Source organism: Acinetobacter sp. 231_lipA (assembly GCF_058243005.1).
In genome coordinates, this window is record NZ_JBZAYU010000001.1 from 3,018,421 (window position 1) to 3,034,564 (window position 16,144).

Consider the following 16,144-nt stretch of genomic DNA (forward strand, 5'->3'; position numbering starts at 1 on the left):
ACATTATTTTACGATGATTTATATAACCAAGCTCGGATGAATGAGCTTACTGATCATACTGAACGTTATAAAAAAATGCTCTGTACACGACAAAAATAGATAACTCATTGAAATAATGGTCACAATAATTGTTTTCTAACGACCAATACTATGACGCATCCCAATGAGTTATATCTTATTTTAAACAAATCTTTAAAATGGAACAACTCACATTTAAAGTGCTTTGCGCTCATCATGCTTGCGATCATTTTAAAGCAAACATGCAATCTTTCTTCTGCATCTAAAGCCTTGCCCATCAAGTGCTTACCACAATCATTTTATCGACGTATGCAGCGCTTCTTTGCAGGTCAGTATTTTGATAATCGTCAAATTTCTCGGTTGATTTTCAATATGTTTTCATTCGACAAAGTGCAACTGACTTTAGATAGAACCAATTGGAAATGGGGAAAACGAAATATTAATATCCTGATGCTTGCGATCGTTTATCGTGGAATAGCGATACCTATCGTTTGGACATTACTTAATAAACGTGGAAATTCAGATACGAAAGAGCGCATTGCTTTGATTCAACGCTTTATAGCCATTTTTGGTAAAGACCGTATTGTGAATGTGTTCGCAGACAGAGAGTTTATCGGTGAGCAGTGGTTTACATGGTTAATTGAACAAGACATCAACTTCTGCATTCGTGTTAAAAAAACTTCATTGTCACCAATCATTTAGGAAAGAATCATAAAATTAGTGATTTATTTCGCCATCTTAAAGTTGGTCAAATTGAATGTCGTAAACGACGGATTTTGGTTGGTCGGGTGAAACTATATATAAGTGCACTACAGTTAGAAAATGGAGAGCTTTTACTCGTCGTTTCTCCTCAGTTTAATGCCAATGCTATTGAGGATTATGTATTAAGCTGGGAAATTGAAACCTTATTCAATTGCCTCAAGGGACGCGGGTTTAATCTTGAAAATACACGCTTGACAGACCCTAGACGAGTGAAAAAATTGATTGCGGTGTTAGCTATAAGTTTCTGTTGGTGTTACTTAACGGGTGAATGGCAACATGATCAAAAAAAAAGCGATAAAAATAAAGAAGCATGGACGACTGTCAATGAGTTTATTTCGCTATGGTTTAGACTATGTTCAAATGGCGATTCAGCGTTTAATTGGTTTTGGGAAAAAAGCAGAGTTTAAGGAAATTCTGGCAATTTTAAGAAAGCAGAAGCCTGATAGGATAAGGGGTCTGTGAAATTTGTCGTGTACAGAGGCAAATTATGAAATAATTGTGGAGGCAGCTTGTCAGGCTTGGTGTAATTTTTCAAAGCAGTTAGCTCTGGTGAAATCCATAACAGCACGGAATTCGATAAAAACTTTAGTTATTGGGTTTGGTGTGAAAACTATCTGGAAGAAAATCCTCAACCATCCAATCGCAGGAATGGTTACTCTGGCAAGACCGCAAAATCATCCTCCGGTTCATTTGAGTTGGAAACATCTCGTGATCGTACCGGTGATTTTGAGCCTCAACTCGTCAAGAAAAACCAAACTCTCTGAAGAGATCGATAGTAAAGTCATTTCGCTATTTGCACTCGGCATGAACTACCGTAATATTCAAAAACATATTGCGGATATGTATGCACTGGATATTTCCGAGGGTGCTATTACCAATATTACAGACAAGCTGAAATGGCGTTAGATGAGCTGAAAGCCAAATAGGGTGATAAATACGAGAAAGTCATTCGTTCATCGCGTGAAAAATGGCATTTGCTTAGTGCCTATTTCAAATATCCAAAAGCTGTAAGGAAGCCGATTTATACCATCAATCCGGTTGAGGCAGTACATCGCCAATTCAGGAAACTAACCAAAACTAAGGTAGCTTTCCCAAATGAAAATAGCCTGCTGGAATTGCTATATATTGGCATTCAACAGGCTTCTGAAAAATGGACAATGCCCATTTAGGGTCAACGAGAGCATCCTCTCAAACGATTACTTGTGCATAAGATCGTTTACGAATGAGCCATGCTTATAGTGTGACATTTGATAATGGCAAGGAATTTTCCGAATACAAAAGAATTACTGATGCCGGCATAGAGACGTATTTTGCTGATCCCTATAAGTCTATTTAGCGAGCTAGAAATGAAAATACGAATGGTTTAATCCGTCAATATCTGCCAAAATCATCATCGGTTGATGACGTGTCAAACGAACAAATAGAGCAGATAGAATTTGCATTCGACCATCGTCCTAGAAAAACACTAGGTTGGTATACACCGAGTGAAGTTATGGCTGGTTTTATCCTGTTGCACTTGCCGCTTGAATCCGCCTGATAATAAAAGATTATCTTTCAAATAATCATGTAATGGAACTTTGAGGATATGTTAGACCAATACCCACTTAATGCATTACAAGTGCTGCTAAATAAGGCAAGAACTTATAAATTAGATATGCGGGAAAAGAATTTTTTTGACACAGCTAGTCGTAAGTATTATGAAAATCCAACGACTGAGCTTCTTTCTTTTTTCTTAAATCCTTTAGAGGTCCACAATTTAAATACTTTATTTTTTAATGGATTAATTGATTGCATTGCAAAGAAAGTAAATAAAGACCCAGCAACTTTTGGTGAGTTCATATCAGTTGAAACTGAAGTATGTACATTAGATGGAAAACGTATTGATTTAATTATTGAAACTACAAAAAACTTACTTATTTTTGAATGCAAGATTTATCACATTCAAAACAATCCTATTAAATCATATATCAACTATGCAAAAAGACGCGTTCTCAATACCTTATTAAAACCACTGTACTTTGTGTTATCCATCGATGGAATAAGCGAGTTCCAAGAAGACTCCTGGAATGGCATTAGCTATGAAAATTTGGTTTATGCTGTAAATAACTTCATACCATCTTACAAAATTGATATTCAAAATAAATGGTTTACTTTTGCCAAAGAATTCCTCAACCATCTTACTAATTACTATTTAAAGCCGTTAAATATGGAAAATTTCAACTTCATTAAAGATAATGCTTCTGAAATTCAGAAATTATTTCAAATTTCTCAACAAGTATTTTCACAAATTAATGATCACATAATTAGAAACCTACAAACTGAATTACAAGAAAAATTTTCCATTCGAAATTACCGGCCCACTTACTACAATGGCGAATCAGAATATTGGTTTTGTAATGCGTCATTAGCTGATTCGCGTTGGATTTGCCCTACACTTGTTATTAATACCTCAAAAAAGGATTTACCTAGTGAAGTACATTTATGTATAGAAGCTAAATCATTAAACGATGACGAATTCTTACAGGCTTTTCACAATCAATTTTTAAACTTTAAAAAACAAGAAAAAGAAAGTGTATATGGGGGTATTCCTTATATGAGATATACGTACTCAATTGCCGCTTTAGATATCTCAGAGGTCTCTAACCTGATTACAGCTATTAACCAATTAATTCTTAAATTTTACCCTGTGAAATATAATGAAGAAAGTCACTCTACTACAAACTGATATTACCACTTTAAATGTGGATGCCATTGTTAACTCGGCCAATAAGTCTTTACTAGGTGGGGGTGGTGTAGATTATATCATTCACAAAAAAGCTGGTGCAGAGATGCAACAGGAATGTCACCGGATTCATGATGACATCGGTGGCTCTCTTCCTAATGGTCAGGCTGTAGTTACCACAGCTGGTAATTTACCTGCTCAATTCATCATTCACACAGTTGGGCCTCGCTGGTTGGGCGGCTCAAAAAATGAAGCCGAAGAACTTTGTAATGCTTATCTAAACAGTTTAGTCAAAGCTAATGAAGTTCAAGCAAAAAGCTTATCATTTCCAAATATCTCAACTGGTGTATATAACTATCCAAAACAGGAAGCTGCAGAAATTGCAATTGGTACTGTGCTGTCAAGCCTACCTAGTTTTGAATATATCCAGCATGTGTATTTCATCTGTTACGATCAAGAAAATTACAATATTTATGCGTCTATTCTGTCCAACTTGGACGATCCAAAAATCCAAATTAATATTTGTTTACAATAAGAAACCCGCCTTTCAGCGGGTTTATTTTAAATCAGCTCAATCTGTTGCAGACGAACCAATTCCACAATTTTCTCAGCAAGCTCCGTACTGGGTTTGTTGGAGACTTTTTAAAGTTAGGCCACCTGACCTAACGACTTAATCTTATCCTACATGATTTATTTTAAATTAGACTAAATGGTCAATAAAGAAATATGAATTCTATTATTGGAATCGATATAATTGCATTCTAAATAATATTTTAAATCTAAAATATTTTAAGGGGGCTTTTTTGCACAAATACTTAACACTATAATTTTATTATGTTTATTTTTTATTAAAATTTAATAAACACATTAAAAATCATTAACTTAAAAATATTTATGCTATAAAGCCTAAGGAAGTTACCATACTTTTTTTATATGCTTAACTTCCTAAGCCCCTTATTTAATTATTTTATGTTGTTCGGACAAGTTTACGTGAAGTGATGTGTGACTGAATTTTTTGCCCTAATAAATGCACCATCAAACCCAGCATAACAATACAAGAACCCAGCCACTGCAAAGTATTTAATTTTTCATCTAAAAATAAATAGGCAAAAATCATACTTATAACAGGTACCCAAAGTGACAATGGGCTAATTTTAGCAACAGGATAATGTGTCAGTAGGTAGATCCATAAGCCATATCCGATAATCGTGGCAAAATAGGCGAGAAATGCGGCGGCGCCGAATCCTTTCCAAGTCAGTGCATGCCAATCCGCAACCACACCTTGCCAGCCAATATTCTGTACCGCTAAAAGTAAAAACCATAAAGGGGTAAGAATATTGCCCCATATGACTAAACCAATTGGGTGAACAGGCCCCATTTTTTTGACTACGATATTACCGCAGGCCCATGAAATTGCTGAGCATAATACCAATGCTAAACCCATTAATGGAACATGACTATGTTGTTGACCAAAGGCAATCAGCATTAAGCCCATAAAGGCAATCGCGATAGCCAGCCACTGGTTCCAAAAGGCTTGTTCGCGTAATAAAAATGCTGCAATCATGACAGTAAAAAAGGCTTGGGATTGCACAACTAAAGCGACTAAACCTGTAGGCATTCCTGTCGCAATTGCACTGAACATAAAAGCAAATTGAGAAAAGTTACTAATAAAGCCATAGAGTAATAACCATTTCCACCCGACACTTGGAATACGGATGAAAAATAGGGCAGGTAATAAAACCAGTAGATAGCGTAAACATCCGAGGAGCATAGGGTGTATCTCACTGACCCCAACTTTCATAAAATAAAAGTTAATACCCCAGATGAACACGACTGCGAAGGCAGCTAGTTTATCTTTTAAAAGCATATGTAATTTCCTAAAGACGTGGATGACCTGTACTTGGTACAGGTCATTGTGTTTGAGGATTAAATTTTGGTTTGTTTGGCAGGGATGAGCGTACTCAGTTGTGTACTTTGATGACGTAATTTAATCAGCTCTATGTAATCACGAATAATGAAGATACAGAATAGGATGCCTGCACTTGCGATACCGAACCAGAACGCTTTTTGAAGACTAGGAATAAAAGCCATGGCAGCAAAGATGGAAAGCATGCCGATGATTGCAAAATAACTGAGGTATGGGAAACACCACATACGAACTTTTAAACGTTCAGGTGCTACACGCTCTAAGTGGCGACGCAAACGGATTTGCGAGAATGCAATCACGATATAGACAAATAAGGCTACAGTTCCATAAGATTCGACCAAGAAAGGGAAAACAGCATCTGGTGAGAAGTATGAAGCTAGAATTGATAGATAACCAAACAATGTGCTGAATAGGATGGCACGAATTGGAACGCCATTTTTTGAAAGTTTAGTTAAGCTACGAGGTGCATCACCATTTTGGGTTAACGCAAACAACATACGGCTCGCAGCATAAACACCAGAATTTAAGCAACTAAGCACCGCTACGAGAATTACGACATTCATAATGTCTGCAACAAACGGAATATTAAGAACTTTTAATGCACTTACATAAGGCGTCGCAATTTCTGGACTATTCCAAGGGACGATACATACCACTAATAAAATTGAGCAAACATAGAAAATAAGTACACGTGAAATTACAGATTGAGTTGCTTTGGCAACAGATTTTTCGGGGTCTTTGGTTTCTGCAGCAGCAATCGTAACGATCTCAGCACCAAAGTAAAATCCAGTTGCGGCAACAGCCCCAGATAAAACTGGTCCCCAACCATTTGGCATAAAACCACCATGATTTAACAATTCACCAAATCCAGCAGCTTGATGGTTTGGCCAAAGTCCGAACATATATAAAGTGCAAAGGAAAATGAAAAGACCAATCGCAGCAACTTTAATAGATGAGAACCAAAACTCGAATTCACCAAAGGATTTGACTGAGAATAAGTTCGTTGCTGTTAATAGGGCGAGTAAAACTAGACTGACGATCCATTGTGGTGTATCAGGTAACCAATAAGCAAATAGTTTTGCACCGACAATCGCTTCTAATGCAATCACGATGACCCAGAAATACCAATACATCCATCCCGTCATGAAGCCTGCGAGTCGAGATAAATAAGGTGAATCTTGGAAAGCATGGCGTGCATATGCATAGAAGGAGCCTGATACAGGAGAGGCGGTTGCAAGTTCACCAAGCATTCGCATCACTAAAATAATCAACACACCCGTAATCAGAAAGGACAAAATTGCGGCTGGACCCGCAGCTTGAATCACTACTGAACTACCTACAAATAGTCCCATTCCAATAACACCGCCAAGTGCCATCATTTGGACATGACGAGGTTTTAAAGCACTTTTTAAACTTTGATTTGAATCTGAATCATACATGATGGATTCCCTCTTATATTTTTATAACCGAATCATTACAGATGACTGAATGTGTGCTTAAAGCACTTCATCTCTTAAGTGGTACCAGCGATATAACAATGCTTGCCCGAGTCGACGGAATGGTCGAAACAGATGTGAAGGCAAAGGGGATTGATAAATCGGAAGCTCAAATTGAGGGCGGTGTATTCCCATCACTCGTTCCGCGAGACGGAGTCCTGCCATCGCGGAGAAAGACACACCATTACCACCATAACCAATAGCGTAATAAATGCTTTCCTCAGGGTTGGGTTGTACGATACGAGGCATCATGTCATGACTCACATCGACCCAACCCCACCAAGAATAAGCAATAGGTATGCCACGTAGGCTTGGAAATTTGCGATAAAGCCCTTCTTTTAAACGTTCGAGATGGACTGGATTATCTGCATCTGCACCGGTTAAGGAACTTCTACTGCCACATTGCATGGATCCATCAGGGAGTAGGCGATAATAGTGACGTAAAGTTCGAGTATCCGTAATAAATGTGGTGCTGTGTAAGCCTGCCTCAGCACGTTCCGCTTCTGTTAAAGGGCGCGTCACAATAGAGTTGGATAAAATCGGCATGATTTTTCCAGAAAGATGAGGGTGTAAGCCGTTAGGCGTATAGCCACCTGTTGCAACCGCCACACGTTTTGCTTTGACAATACCATTTGGAGTACGTAAATAATGGATGCCATTGTGCGTTTCCCATCCAAGTACCGGACTTGAAGTGTGTACTTTGGCACCAGCAGCACGGGCACGTTTTAAATAGCCAAAAGCTAATTTTAATGGGTGTACGCCAACTCCATCGGGTTCCAACAAAGCACCTGCAGCTTCCTGATCCGCAACATATTCCTCATGTAGTTGTTCACGGCTCAACATACGAGTTTGATAGCCAAACACTTCTTTCATGACTCGGCCTTCATTTTCGAGGAAAGCCATTTTTTTTGCGCGATGAGCAATATAAAGATGTCCACCATCTTGAGCATCACATTCAATGCCGCTCACAAGGTCTTTGAAGTAATCAAAACCTTCCCGAATTTCAGCATCAAGACGTTTGGCGGTGTCTAATCCCCATTTTTCAATCCATTGGGATCGGTACAAACGACCTGAGGCATTTTGACCTTGCCCACCGTTACGGCTAGTACAGCCCCACGCTGTACGGTTTGCTTCAAGGACAAGTGGGGCAGCACCAAATTGTTCAGCTAGTGTTAGTGCTGTAGATAACCCAGTGAATCCTCCACCAATAATCACGATGTCCGCTTCGGTGTCACCCATTAATGGACCATCATCTTCAGGTGGTGTACCTGCTGTGCCGACCCAATAAGTTGGTGCATAATTTTCATTTCCCTGTAAGACAGGAGAGGTTAATGGGTCAAACTGTGCGTCGTAACTTTTAAAACTATGTGGCGGTATAGATTTATGCAGTTCTAAGTGTTCGCGAAATGAACTTGCATGTTGGACAGATTGATTCATTGAATGACTCCTTACGCGATTGCTTGAACAGGTCTATTTTTACGGAATGCATTTTTGACGAGAATTTTTCCATCTTTAAATGTAAAGACATCAACCATATTGGCTTCAATCCAGCCACCATCAGCAGTTGTCGCAGTAAAGGTTGTTTCTGAAATACCAAATTCAGCGTTATCACTGATCCAGTGTTTACCGTTTCGCCACTGAGCATCTGGAAAACTTTTGAAGGTATTGCTAAATGCTTGACGAACAGCATCTAAGCCTTCAATTCGGGTTCCATGAACATCCTCACCAGCTACAGTTTCAAAACGGCAATCTGGATGCATGCATGCCATGAGTTGTTCGACATCATGTTGATTCCATGCTGTAGAAAAATCTGTAAGTAGTTGGATTAATTGTGCTTGCTGCATTTGTATTGCTCCAAAATAAGGTTTATTTAGCTGTTGAATTGAATTTACGGAAATAGTGAAAAATGGCGTAGTACCAGATTTGGAGTTTTGATGGAGCCAGTAATAAATTAACTTAAATTATTGTTTTAATAGATTTAATTTAAATATTGAAGAGTGGAATACCTTTTGCTTTATATTGAGTAAGTCCAGTTTTAACTTAAAGATGGGCTGAAACTATGAACTTTGCACCAGTTTGATTTGGGACGCATCAAAATGGATCGCAGTAATGCACAGATATAAGGATTGAGTAGTGAATACAGCGATTTCAGCTACAGTTTGGCAGGCATTATTTTCTAATACTGCAAAAAGTGGTTTGAATTTACAGGGCAGAATCTGTCGTATGATGTTTTCGGCTTTGGTACAGGGTTATTTAAAGCCAGGTATGGCTGTACCTTCTAGCCGTGATTTAGCTGATCAACTAGGTGTTGGAAGAAATACGGTCACCATTGCGTATCAACAATTGGTTGCTGAGCGAATTTTAGAATCTAAACAGCGGAGTGGACATTTTGTCTGTTTAAATTTCCAGATTGATAGTAGTGAGAGAAAAACCATTCGTACTACGTCAAAAGCGACGACTTGGGGGGCTCGCTTTTGTATACGACCTTCAGCACAAAGGCATTTGACGAAACCAAGTGATTGGATGAATTATTCTTATCCCTTTATTTATGGTCAACCTGATGCGGAAAGCTTTCCTGCTTCAGCTTGGCGGGAATGTGCATTACGTGCCTTATCTGCAAAAGATGCCTCAATATGGTCACGAGATATGACTCAACAGGGGGACGACGCCTATCTCATTAATGCAATCCGTCAGCATATTTTGCCTACGAGAGGCATCATGGCTCAAGAGAATGAAATCTTACTGACTGTGGGAAGCCAGCATGGCTTATATATGTTGGCAACGTTGTTAATGCGGCAGAATCATGTGATCGGTGTTGAGGAACCTGGTTATCCAGATGCACGTAATATATTTATGCTACAAACTCAGAATATTGTTCCTTTAGCTGTAGATCATGAGGGGGTAACTTTAACTAGAGCAAGCGAGTGCGATTATTTATTTGTTACGCCAGGACGGCAATGTCCAACAGGTGTAACAATGTCACCACAGCGCCGACAAAATTTATTGCAGTTAGCAGAACAAAACGACAGCATTATTATTGAAGATGAATATGACGCTCAAGTGTTGGTGCAAAATACGACGATACCCGCGTTAAAAAGTTTAGATCGACATGGGCGAGTCATTTATCTTGGAAGTCTGTCTAAGCCATTGGCACCAGGATTACGTCTAGGATATATCGTTGCTGCACCCGAATTAATACAAGAACTTCGACATTTACGCCGTCTGATGTTGCGACATCCAAATGTTTTTAATCAACGTGTTTTTGCTTTGTTTATCGATCAAGGCTATTACCATAGCATGTTGCGCCGTCAGTATCAGTTGCACCGCCAACGAGGTGAAATACTCAATAAAGCTTTAAAACAATATCTTCCGACTTGGGAATCGTACGCTTTGAATGGTGGTTCAGCATGTTGGATTGATACCTCAGCAGAAATTGATACTGCAGTTTTGTCTCATTATGCAGCAAATTTAGGGGTATTCATTGAATCGGGGCAGTCTTTCTTTTTAGATGATAACAAACACAAACATTTCCTTCGTTTAGGGTTTGGTTCAATCAGTGCAGATAAAATTGATGAGGGGATAAGAAAGCTGGCTCAAGCCACTGAAGAATTTTGTTTATATAATTGGGCAGATTAGCATTCCGCGACACTGTATTATTGATGTGTGCTGAAAAAACAGGCCACATGGTAATCCCCCAAAAAATAATTGAGTTTCTTGTTTTCTTCGAGTAGAGCAACGAGATCGGACAAATATTGTTGTGTTCCTGCTAATGTCCCAACCTTTGCTTTCTTGTATCAATTTGATAAGTTTTCATGGAAATACCGAGTTGTCGTGCTGTTTCGGAAACATTACCTTTATTTTCCTCAATAGCTTTTATTGCTTCAGCTTTAAATTCTGCCGTATACGTCTTGTGTTTTTTGCTCATGGTAAATACTATTTCAATCAATCAATCAATCAATCGCTGAGCACTTAAGTTCAAATCCGGTTTCAGTATTTGAATAAAATAACTTTTATGATTTAACGGGCTTTGTTGCATAAATATTTTGCAAGATACTGATTTTTTAGGGGTTTTTGAAAATTTTAATAAAAAATAAATTAATAAAATCATAGTGGTAGGTTTTTGTGCAACAAAGCGCTTTAGCAACATCAATATCAGGATAAAACATAATCTTTACCTGCTTTAATTATTCAATTATTGTTTTAGCATAACCACCGTCTTTTCTTGTGAATGCAGCATCAAAGTGCTTAGTTACCGTCCAGAGTTGTGCAAGTGGTTAGGGCAAATTGTAGGTTTTATCTCTTACACAGACTAAAAGTCTTAGGTCTATTACAAACTCTACAATTTGCATATAGTGGAAGCTAATCACTACAAGCTCCAAGATACAATATCTATTATTTATAAAATCCTCACTCTAAGTAAAAAACTAATAGCTAATCCCAAATTTTTTTAATCTTGAAATTAAGGTCGTCGGATTAATTCCAAGCAATTGAGCAGCACCATCCTCACCAAATATTTTTCCTTCACAATGCTGGACAGCACGTTTTAGGTTTTCAATTTCTAATTGTTTAAGATCATCAAGTGTAAGAATATCTGGGGTCCTATGCTTAGCGATTACATTAGTTTCCTTTGTCTGAGAAACAGGCTGATCCTGTTCCAATAAATACTGGAATGACACAGCACCATGACGAGCAGTAATCATGGCACGTTCCAATACATTCTGTAATTCACGGATATTGCCGGGCCAGTTATAACGTTGCAATTCTTGGATATGTTTCTGGCTAAAAGAAAGGTAGGGTACTTTACGCTGTTCACAGATCAGCTTGCTAAAATGGCTGACCAGAAGAGGAATGTCTTCTTTACGTTCACGTAGTGCAGGCGAGAAAATTGGAAATACATTCAGGCGAAAATAGAGATCCTCACGAAAATGCTTTTGTTTGACTTCTTCTTTAAGATTGCGATTGGTCGCGGCAATAATCCGCACATTCACTTTGCGAGTCCGCTCCTCACCAACTCGTTCAAAGGTACCTTCCTGCAATACACGAAGTAACTTACTTTGTAGTTCTAGTGGAAGTTCACCAATTTCATCCAGGAATAATGTTCCTTGATCTGCTAGTTCAAAGCGTCCTGCACGATCACGAACCGCTCCAGTAAATGCGCCTTTGACATGGCCAAAAAATTCACTTTCAAATAGCTCGGCTGGAATAGCGGCACAGTTCGCCCGAATTAAGGGTTGCTGCTTACGGTGGCTGGACTGATGAATCGCACGGGCAATCAATTCCTTACCTGTACCTGACTCGCCATAAACCATTACGTTTGCATCTGTTTGAGCAACAACCTTGATCTTTTCAATAATTTCTCGGATAGAGCTGCTATTCCCGACAATCTCATGATACTGGTTGTCCTGCAGGATTTCTTCCTGCAAATATTCATTTTGTTGTTCTAGGCGGCTTTTAAGGTTTTGCAGTTCATTTAAGGCCTGGGTAAGTTTGGCTTCAGTATTTAATCGTTCGGAAATGTCGCGGAATACCACCACTGCACCAATAATCTTACTATCACGGATCACAGGCGTACTGGTAAATTCAACTGGGAAATAACTACCATCTACCCGCCAAAATATTTCTTGAATACCCTCATGTACCACACCATCATGTACCGCAGCATAAATTGGGCATTGCTCAACAGGATAATGACGACCATCTTCATGGGTATGGTGGTGAATCTGATGAATATTCTTGCCAATAACATCTTCGGGTTTCAGCCCAAGCATTCTGGCACCGACTGGATTAATAAAGGTGCATAACCCTTGATGATTAATACTATAAATTCCATCGCCAACAGCACTAAGTAGCAAATGTTTACCAGTGTCTGAATCAATAAACAGTTCTTGTAGTGCTTGCCATTCCATTAAGCCAGAACGTATGGCTTTGTCTGCATTTTTATTAAATTGGCGTAGCTCTAGATCTTTGACATCAACAAGCGACCAGATCATATAGTCATGTTGTTGATAGGGCAAATGGGTCGCTTGTACATCCAGCTGGATTTTCTCTCCGTTCCAGTCAAAGGCATAAATTTCATTATTCCAGGCCTGACCTTTATTCAGCGTTTCCTCGGTAAAAGCAATCAGATAGGGTAGTTGGGTAAAGTGACCAAAAATTGAAGTGACCGATTTATTCAGTAATTCATGGCGTTCGTAACGTAGCATACGGGCCGCCGCAATATTGAAATCAATAAAACGATTCTCTTTCGGATCAATCACCATTAATGCCTGCGCGGCATGCTCAAAAGTTAAAGGTCTTAAAGAATCTTCAGAATTTGCCCAACCAGAAATAAAGTCAGCTGCCATGATATGAAATTTCGTAGATATAGCTATGAAAAATCATAGTAATACGAAATTTCATAATTGTAAAAAGTTTTTATCTGAACACCATTAAACAGAGAAAAACATGATTATCAAATAAAAACAATGATTTAAAAAATACATTATAGCAATTTTCTTAACTTGGCACAGCTTATGCAATAACTAAGACAAACCAATCAAGGTTGTTTAACTCATCTTATCGGAGCGCATTATGCCAAAAGTAGATATCGAACAATATAAAGATGGCGACTTCCTGGTCGACTATGAAGAAAAGGTATTTGAGGATGTCAAAGCACAGCCCGGCGAAAAAGCATTAGTAACATTCCATACAGTGGCTTTTGAAGGTTCGATTGGTTTGGTTAATGTGTTACAGGCTAAACGCTTATTACGTAAAGGCTTCGAAACCAAAATCCTGCTATACGGTCCAGGTGTGCAATTAGGGGTACAACGTGGTTTCCCGACTTTAGGCGCTGAAGCATTTCCAGGACATCTGGCAGTCAATAATCAGATCAAAGCATTCATGGAAGAAGGTGGTGAAGTCTATGCCTGCCGTTTTGCTCTTCAGGCGCTATATGGTCAGACTGAAAAAGCACTCATTCCTGGTATTCGTGCCATCAATCCATTAGATGTGATGGATCTTAAACTGCTCATGCGTCGTGACAATGCATTAATTATCGATACTTGGACAGTGTAATTCAAATCTTGGAAAAATAAGGGAGTAAACCATGAGTAGAATCGTAAAAGCTGCAGCCGTACAGTGTAGTCCAGTTCTTTATAGTCAGGCAGGTACCGTAAAAAAGGTCTGTGACCTGATTACTGAGTTGGGACAGCAAGGTGTGCAATTTGCAGTTTTTCCTGAGACTGTGGTGCCTTATTACCCTTATTTTTCCTTTGTTCAGCCTCCGTTTGCGATGGGTAAAGAGCATCTCAAGCTTTTGCATGAATCTGTAGTTGTACCTTCAGAGGCTACTGACCTAATTGGTGCGGCATGCCGTGCGGCGCAAATGGTGGTTTCAATTGGGGTCAACGAACGTGTGGGGGGCACAATTTATAACGCCCAACTGCTATTTGATACGGATGGCAGCATCATTCAGCATCGTCGCAAAATTACGCCGACCTATCATGAACGTATGGTTTGGGGGCAGGGTGATGGCAGTGGTTTATGTGCGATTGATTCGGCTGTTGGACGAATTGGTTCATTGGCTTGTTGGGAGCATTACAACCCATTGGCACGTTTTGCGCTTATGGCTGATGGCGAACAGATCCATGCGGCTATGTTCCCTGGATCATTGGTCGGACAAGTTTTTGCCGACCAGATATCAGCAACCATTCAGCATCATGCGCTGGAATCAGGTTGTTTTGTGGTGAATGCCACCGCATGGCTGACACCGGAACAGCAACAACAGATTATGCAGGACACCGGCTGTGAAAAAGGTCCAATCTCAGGTGGCTGCTTTACTGCGATTGTTTCACCTGAAGGCAAATTTTTAGCTGCACCTTTAACGGAAGGTGAGGGCTATGTGATTGCTGATTTGGACTTTAGCTTGATCGATAAACGCAAGCGCATGATGGATTCCGTTGGACATTACAGTCGCCCTGAATTACTGAGCCTGTTGATTGATCGTCGCAAAACCCAGGTTTTACATGAATATCCAGAATCTCAATCAACAACACAAGAAAAAATCAGCAACTTTACCGTGCTAACAGAAGAGCAACTGAGTAAAGCGTAGAAGTTAAATTTGAAAATGAATTAAATATCAAGTGTAAGGAGTGTCGCCATGTTAGCAGTTGAATTACTCAGTGACTTGCAATGCAATGGCCTGAAATGGGAAGGTGAGGTTGGTCTGGCCCGTAAAGGTGGAGCTGGGCCAAGCGACCATAAAGCCCTGAGTCTGAATGGACAGACCATGATGATTCCCGTGCTGAATCTTACAGCCCAGAATTCTCCTTATACCGCACAGCAGGACAAAGAATCGGACAACGTAATTATCTTTAAGAACAAGATACCGGTAGCTACGCTAACTGCACCGAAACGTCCAAAGTTTTATGAGCTGAAAACCGCAGATGGTATTACTTATGAACAGATTGCTACCCTGCATAGTCATAATGTTCTGGCAACCACTGTTTTGCAGCACTGTATTCGTATGAATGACAAGTCAACGGCTTGCCAGTTCTGTTCGATTGATCAGTCTTTACAAGATGGCCGGACATTAATCCGCAAACGTCCTGAACAGCTGGCAGAAGTGGCTAAAGCCGCAGTTGAGCTAGATGGGATTACTCAAATGATCCTGACGACTGGAACACCAAACACGCCTGACCGTGGTGCCGAGATTTTATTTGATTCAGTCACTGCCATTCGTGCAGCAGTCGATTTACCGATTCAGGTGCAATGTGAACCACCTGATGATTTTAGCTGGTTTGCAAAGTTAAAAAATGCAGGAGCTGTATCCATCGGGATGCACTTGGAAGCCGTCAGTGATCGGGTACGACACAAGATCATGCCGGGCAAAGCTGAGGTCTCACTGGATAAATATTTTGCTGCTTTTAAGGCTGCAGTCGAGGTATTTGGCCGCGGTCAGGTCAGTACCTATATTCTGGCTGGACTTGGAGATACAAAAGAAGAAATTCTTGAAATGACGGCCCAATTGACTGAAATCGGCGTCTATCCATTTGTCGTTCCATTTGTGCCGATTCATGGCACGCCACTGGAGCATCATTCAAAACCAGAACCAGAGTTTATGCAGGCGCTCTATCCAGAAATCGGTGCACAGCTGAAACAGCATAAATTGAAGTCTGAAGACACCCAGGCGGGATGTGCCAAATGTGGTGCCTGCTCATCACTCAAAGCTTATGAATAGGA

Annotated in this window: 11 protein-coding genes and 4 pseudogenes; 9 read left to right on the forward strand and 6 right to left on the reverse strand. The window is 39.7% G+C overall.

The features are described from left to right. The first annotated feature begins 150 nt into the window (after window positions 1-150). The 5 genes and pseudogenes from AC4CUX_RS14710 (at window position 151) to AC4CUX_RS14730 (ending at window position 4,037) form a co-directional block, all read left to right on the forward strand. Window positions 151-1,242: pseudogene (locus AC4CUX_RS14710) on the forward strand (IS4 family transposase). A 143-nt stretch (window positions 1,243-1,385) separates the two neighbouring features. Continuing rightward, a pseudogene (locus AC4CUX_RS14715) lies at window positions 1,386-1,946 on the forward strand (transposase); the annotation flags it as partial. Next, window positions 1,943-2,317 (forward strand): annotated as a pseudogene (locus AC4CUX_RS14720) (IS30 family transposase); the annotation flags it as partial. The pseudogenes AC4CUX_RS14715 and AC4CUX_RS14720, both read left to right, overlap by 4 nt. 48 nt (window positions 2,318-2,365) lie before the next feature. After that, complete coding sequence (locus AC4CUX_RS14725; RefSeq protein ID WP_114258585.1) at window positions 2,366-3,505, forward strand: PD-(D/E)XK nuclease family protein; 1,140 nt, start codon at window positions 2,366-2,368, stop codon at window positions 3,503-3,505. Beyond that, window positions 3,477-4,037, forward strand: a complete 561-nt coding sequence (locus AC4CUX_RS14730; RefSeq protein ID WP_140986740.1) for a macro domain-containing protein — start codon at window positions 3,477-3,479, stop codon at window positions 4,035-4,037. Before AC4CUX_RS14725 ends, AC4CUX_RS14730 begins: the two co-directional genes overlap by 29 nt. 432 nt (window positions 4,038-4,469) lie before the next feature. Here AC4CUX_RS14730 and AC4CUX_RS14735 read toward each other — a convergent pair whose 3' ends face one another. The 4 genes from AC4CUX_RS14735 to AC4CUX_RS14750 are packed head-to-tail and all read right to left on the reverse strand — an operon-like array spanning window position 4,470 to window position 8,769. Continuing rightward, entirely contained in the window at window positions 4,470-5,369 is a 900-nt protein-coding gene (locus tag AC4CUX_RS14735; protein WP_490747784.1) for an EamA family transporter, read from the reverse strand. Window positions 5,370-5,428: 59 nt separating this feature from the next. Beyond that, on the reverse strand, window positions 5,429-6,868 hold the full coding sequence (locus tag AC4CUX_RS14740; RefSeq protein WP_114258588.1) for an amino acid permease: 1,440 nt from the start codon (window positions 6,866-6,868) through the stop codon (window positions 5,429-5,431). Between the two features lie 57 nt (window positions 6,869-6,925). Further along, window positions 6,926-8,362, reverse strand: coding sequence for an NAD(P)/FAD-dependent oxidoreductase (locus tag AC4CUX_RS14745; RefSeq protein ID WP_114258589.1), 1,437 nt, complete (start codon window positions 8,360-8,362; stop codon window positions 6,926-6,928). An 11-nt stretch (window positions 8,363-8,373) separates the two neighbouring features. Further along, on the reverse strand, window positions 8,374-8,769 hold the full coding sequence (locus tag AC4CUX_RS14750) for a nuclear transport factor 2 family protein (RefSeq protein WP_032037828.1): 396 nt from the start codon (window positions 8,767-8,769) through the stop codon (window positions 8,374-8,376). Window positions 8,770-9,058: 289 nt separating this feature from the next. Here AC4CUX_RS14750 and pdxR point away from each other — a divergent pair, with 289 nt between their 5' ends. Beyond that, window positions 9,059-10,561 carry a MocR-like pyridoxine biosynthesis transcription factor PdxR gene (gene pdxR, locus AC4CUX_RS14755; protein ID WP_114258590.1) on the forward strand — a complete coding sequence of 501 codons (1,503 nt, stop codon included), beginning with the start codon at window positions 9,059-9,061 and terminating at the stop codon, window positions 10,559-10,561. Window positions 10,562-10,632: 71 nt separating this feature from the next. Here pdxR and AC4CUX_RS14760 read toward each other — a convergent pair. Both AC4CUX_RS14760 and AC4CUX_RS14765 read right to left on the reverse strand, forming a co-directional pair. Next, window positions 10,633-10,850 (reverse strand): annotated as a pseudogene (locus AC4CUX_RS14760) (transposase); the annotation flags it as partial. A gap of 499 nt (window positions 10,851-11,349) precedes the next feature. Further along, entirely contained in the window at window positions 11,350-13,269 is a 1,920-nt protein-coding gene (locus AC4CUX_RS14765) for a sigma 54-interacting transcriptional regulator (protein WP_490747782.1), read from the reverse strand. A 226-nt stretch (window positions 13,270-13,495) separates the two neighbouring features. Here AC4CUX_RS14765 and AC4CUX_RS14770 point away from each other — a divergent pair, with 226 nt between their 5' ends. The 3 genes from AC4CUX_RS14770 to AC4CUX_RS14780 are packed head-to-tail and all read left to right on the forward strand — an operon-like array spanning window position 13,496 to window position 16,142. Next, the gene (locus AC4CUX_RS14770; RefSeq protein ID WP_004679574.1) at window positions 13,496-13,978 is read left to right on the forward strand and encodes an MSMEG_0572/Sll0783 family nitrogen starvation response protein; all 483 of its coding nucleotides are present in this window, start codon (window positions 13,496-13,498) and stop codon (window positions 13,976-13,978) included. A gap of 31 nt (window positions 13,979-14,009) precedes the next feature. After that, on the forward strand, window positions 14,010-15,014 hold the full coding sequence (locus AC4CUX_RS14775) for a Nit6803 family nitrilase (protein ID WP_004679573.1): 1,005 nt from the start codon (window positions 14,010-14,012) through the stop codon (window positions 15,012-15,014). Window positions 15,015-15,062: 48 nt separating this feature from the next. After that, window positions 15,063-16,142, forward strand: a complete 1,080-nt coding sequence (locus AC4CUX_RS14780; RefSeq protein ID WP_004679572.1) for an MSMEG_0568 family radical SAM protein — start codon at window positions 15,063-15,065, stop codon at window positions 16,140-16,142. Window positions 16,143-16,144 lie beyond the last annotated feature (2 nt).

Bases quoted from the DNA above. Each gene is read 5' to 3' on its own strand.
- AC4CUX_RS14725 (WP_114258585.1), top strand. From the start codon at position 2,366: ATGTTAGACCAATACCCACTTAATGCATTACAAGTGCTGCTAAATAAG.
- AC4CUX_RS14730 (WP_140986740.1), top strand. From the start codon at position 3,477: ATGAAGAAAGTCACTCTACTACAAACTGATATTACCACTTTAAATGTG.
- AC4CUX_RS14735 (WP_490747784.1), bottom strand. From the start codon at position 5,369: ATGCTTTTAAAAGATAAACTAGCTGCCTTCGCAGTCGTGTTCATCTGG.
- AC4CUX_RS14740 (WP_114258588.1), bottom strand. From the start codon at position 6,868: ATGTATGATTCAGATTCAAATCAAAGTTTAAAAAGTGCTTTAAAACCT.
- AC4CUX_RS14745 (WP_114258589.1), bottom strand. From the start codon at position 8,362: ATGAATCAATCTGTCCAACATGCAAGTTCATTTCGCGAACACTTAGAA.
- AC4CUX_RS14750 (WP_032037828.1), bottom strand. From the start codon at position 8,769: ATGCAGCAAGCACAATTAATCCAACTACTTACAGATTTTTCTACAGCA.
- AC4CUX_RS14765 (WP_490747782.1), bottom strand. From the start codon at position 13,269: ATGGCAGCTGACTTTATTTCTGGTTGGGCAAATTCTGAAGATTCTTTA.
- AC4CUX_RS14770 (WP_004679574.1), top strand. From the start codon at position 13,496: ATGCCAAAAGTAGATATCGAACAATATAAAGATGGCGACTTCCTGGTC.
- AC4CUX_RS14775 (WP_004679573.1), top strand. From the start codon at position 14,010: ATGAGTAGAATCGTAAAAGCTGCAGCCGTACAGTGTAGTCCAGTTCTT.
- AC4CUX_RS14780 (WP_004679572.1), top strand. From the start codon at position 15,063: ATGTTAGCAGTTGAATTACTCAGTGACTTGCAATGCAATGGCCTGAAA.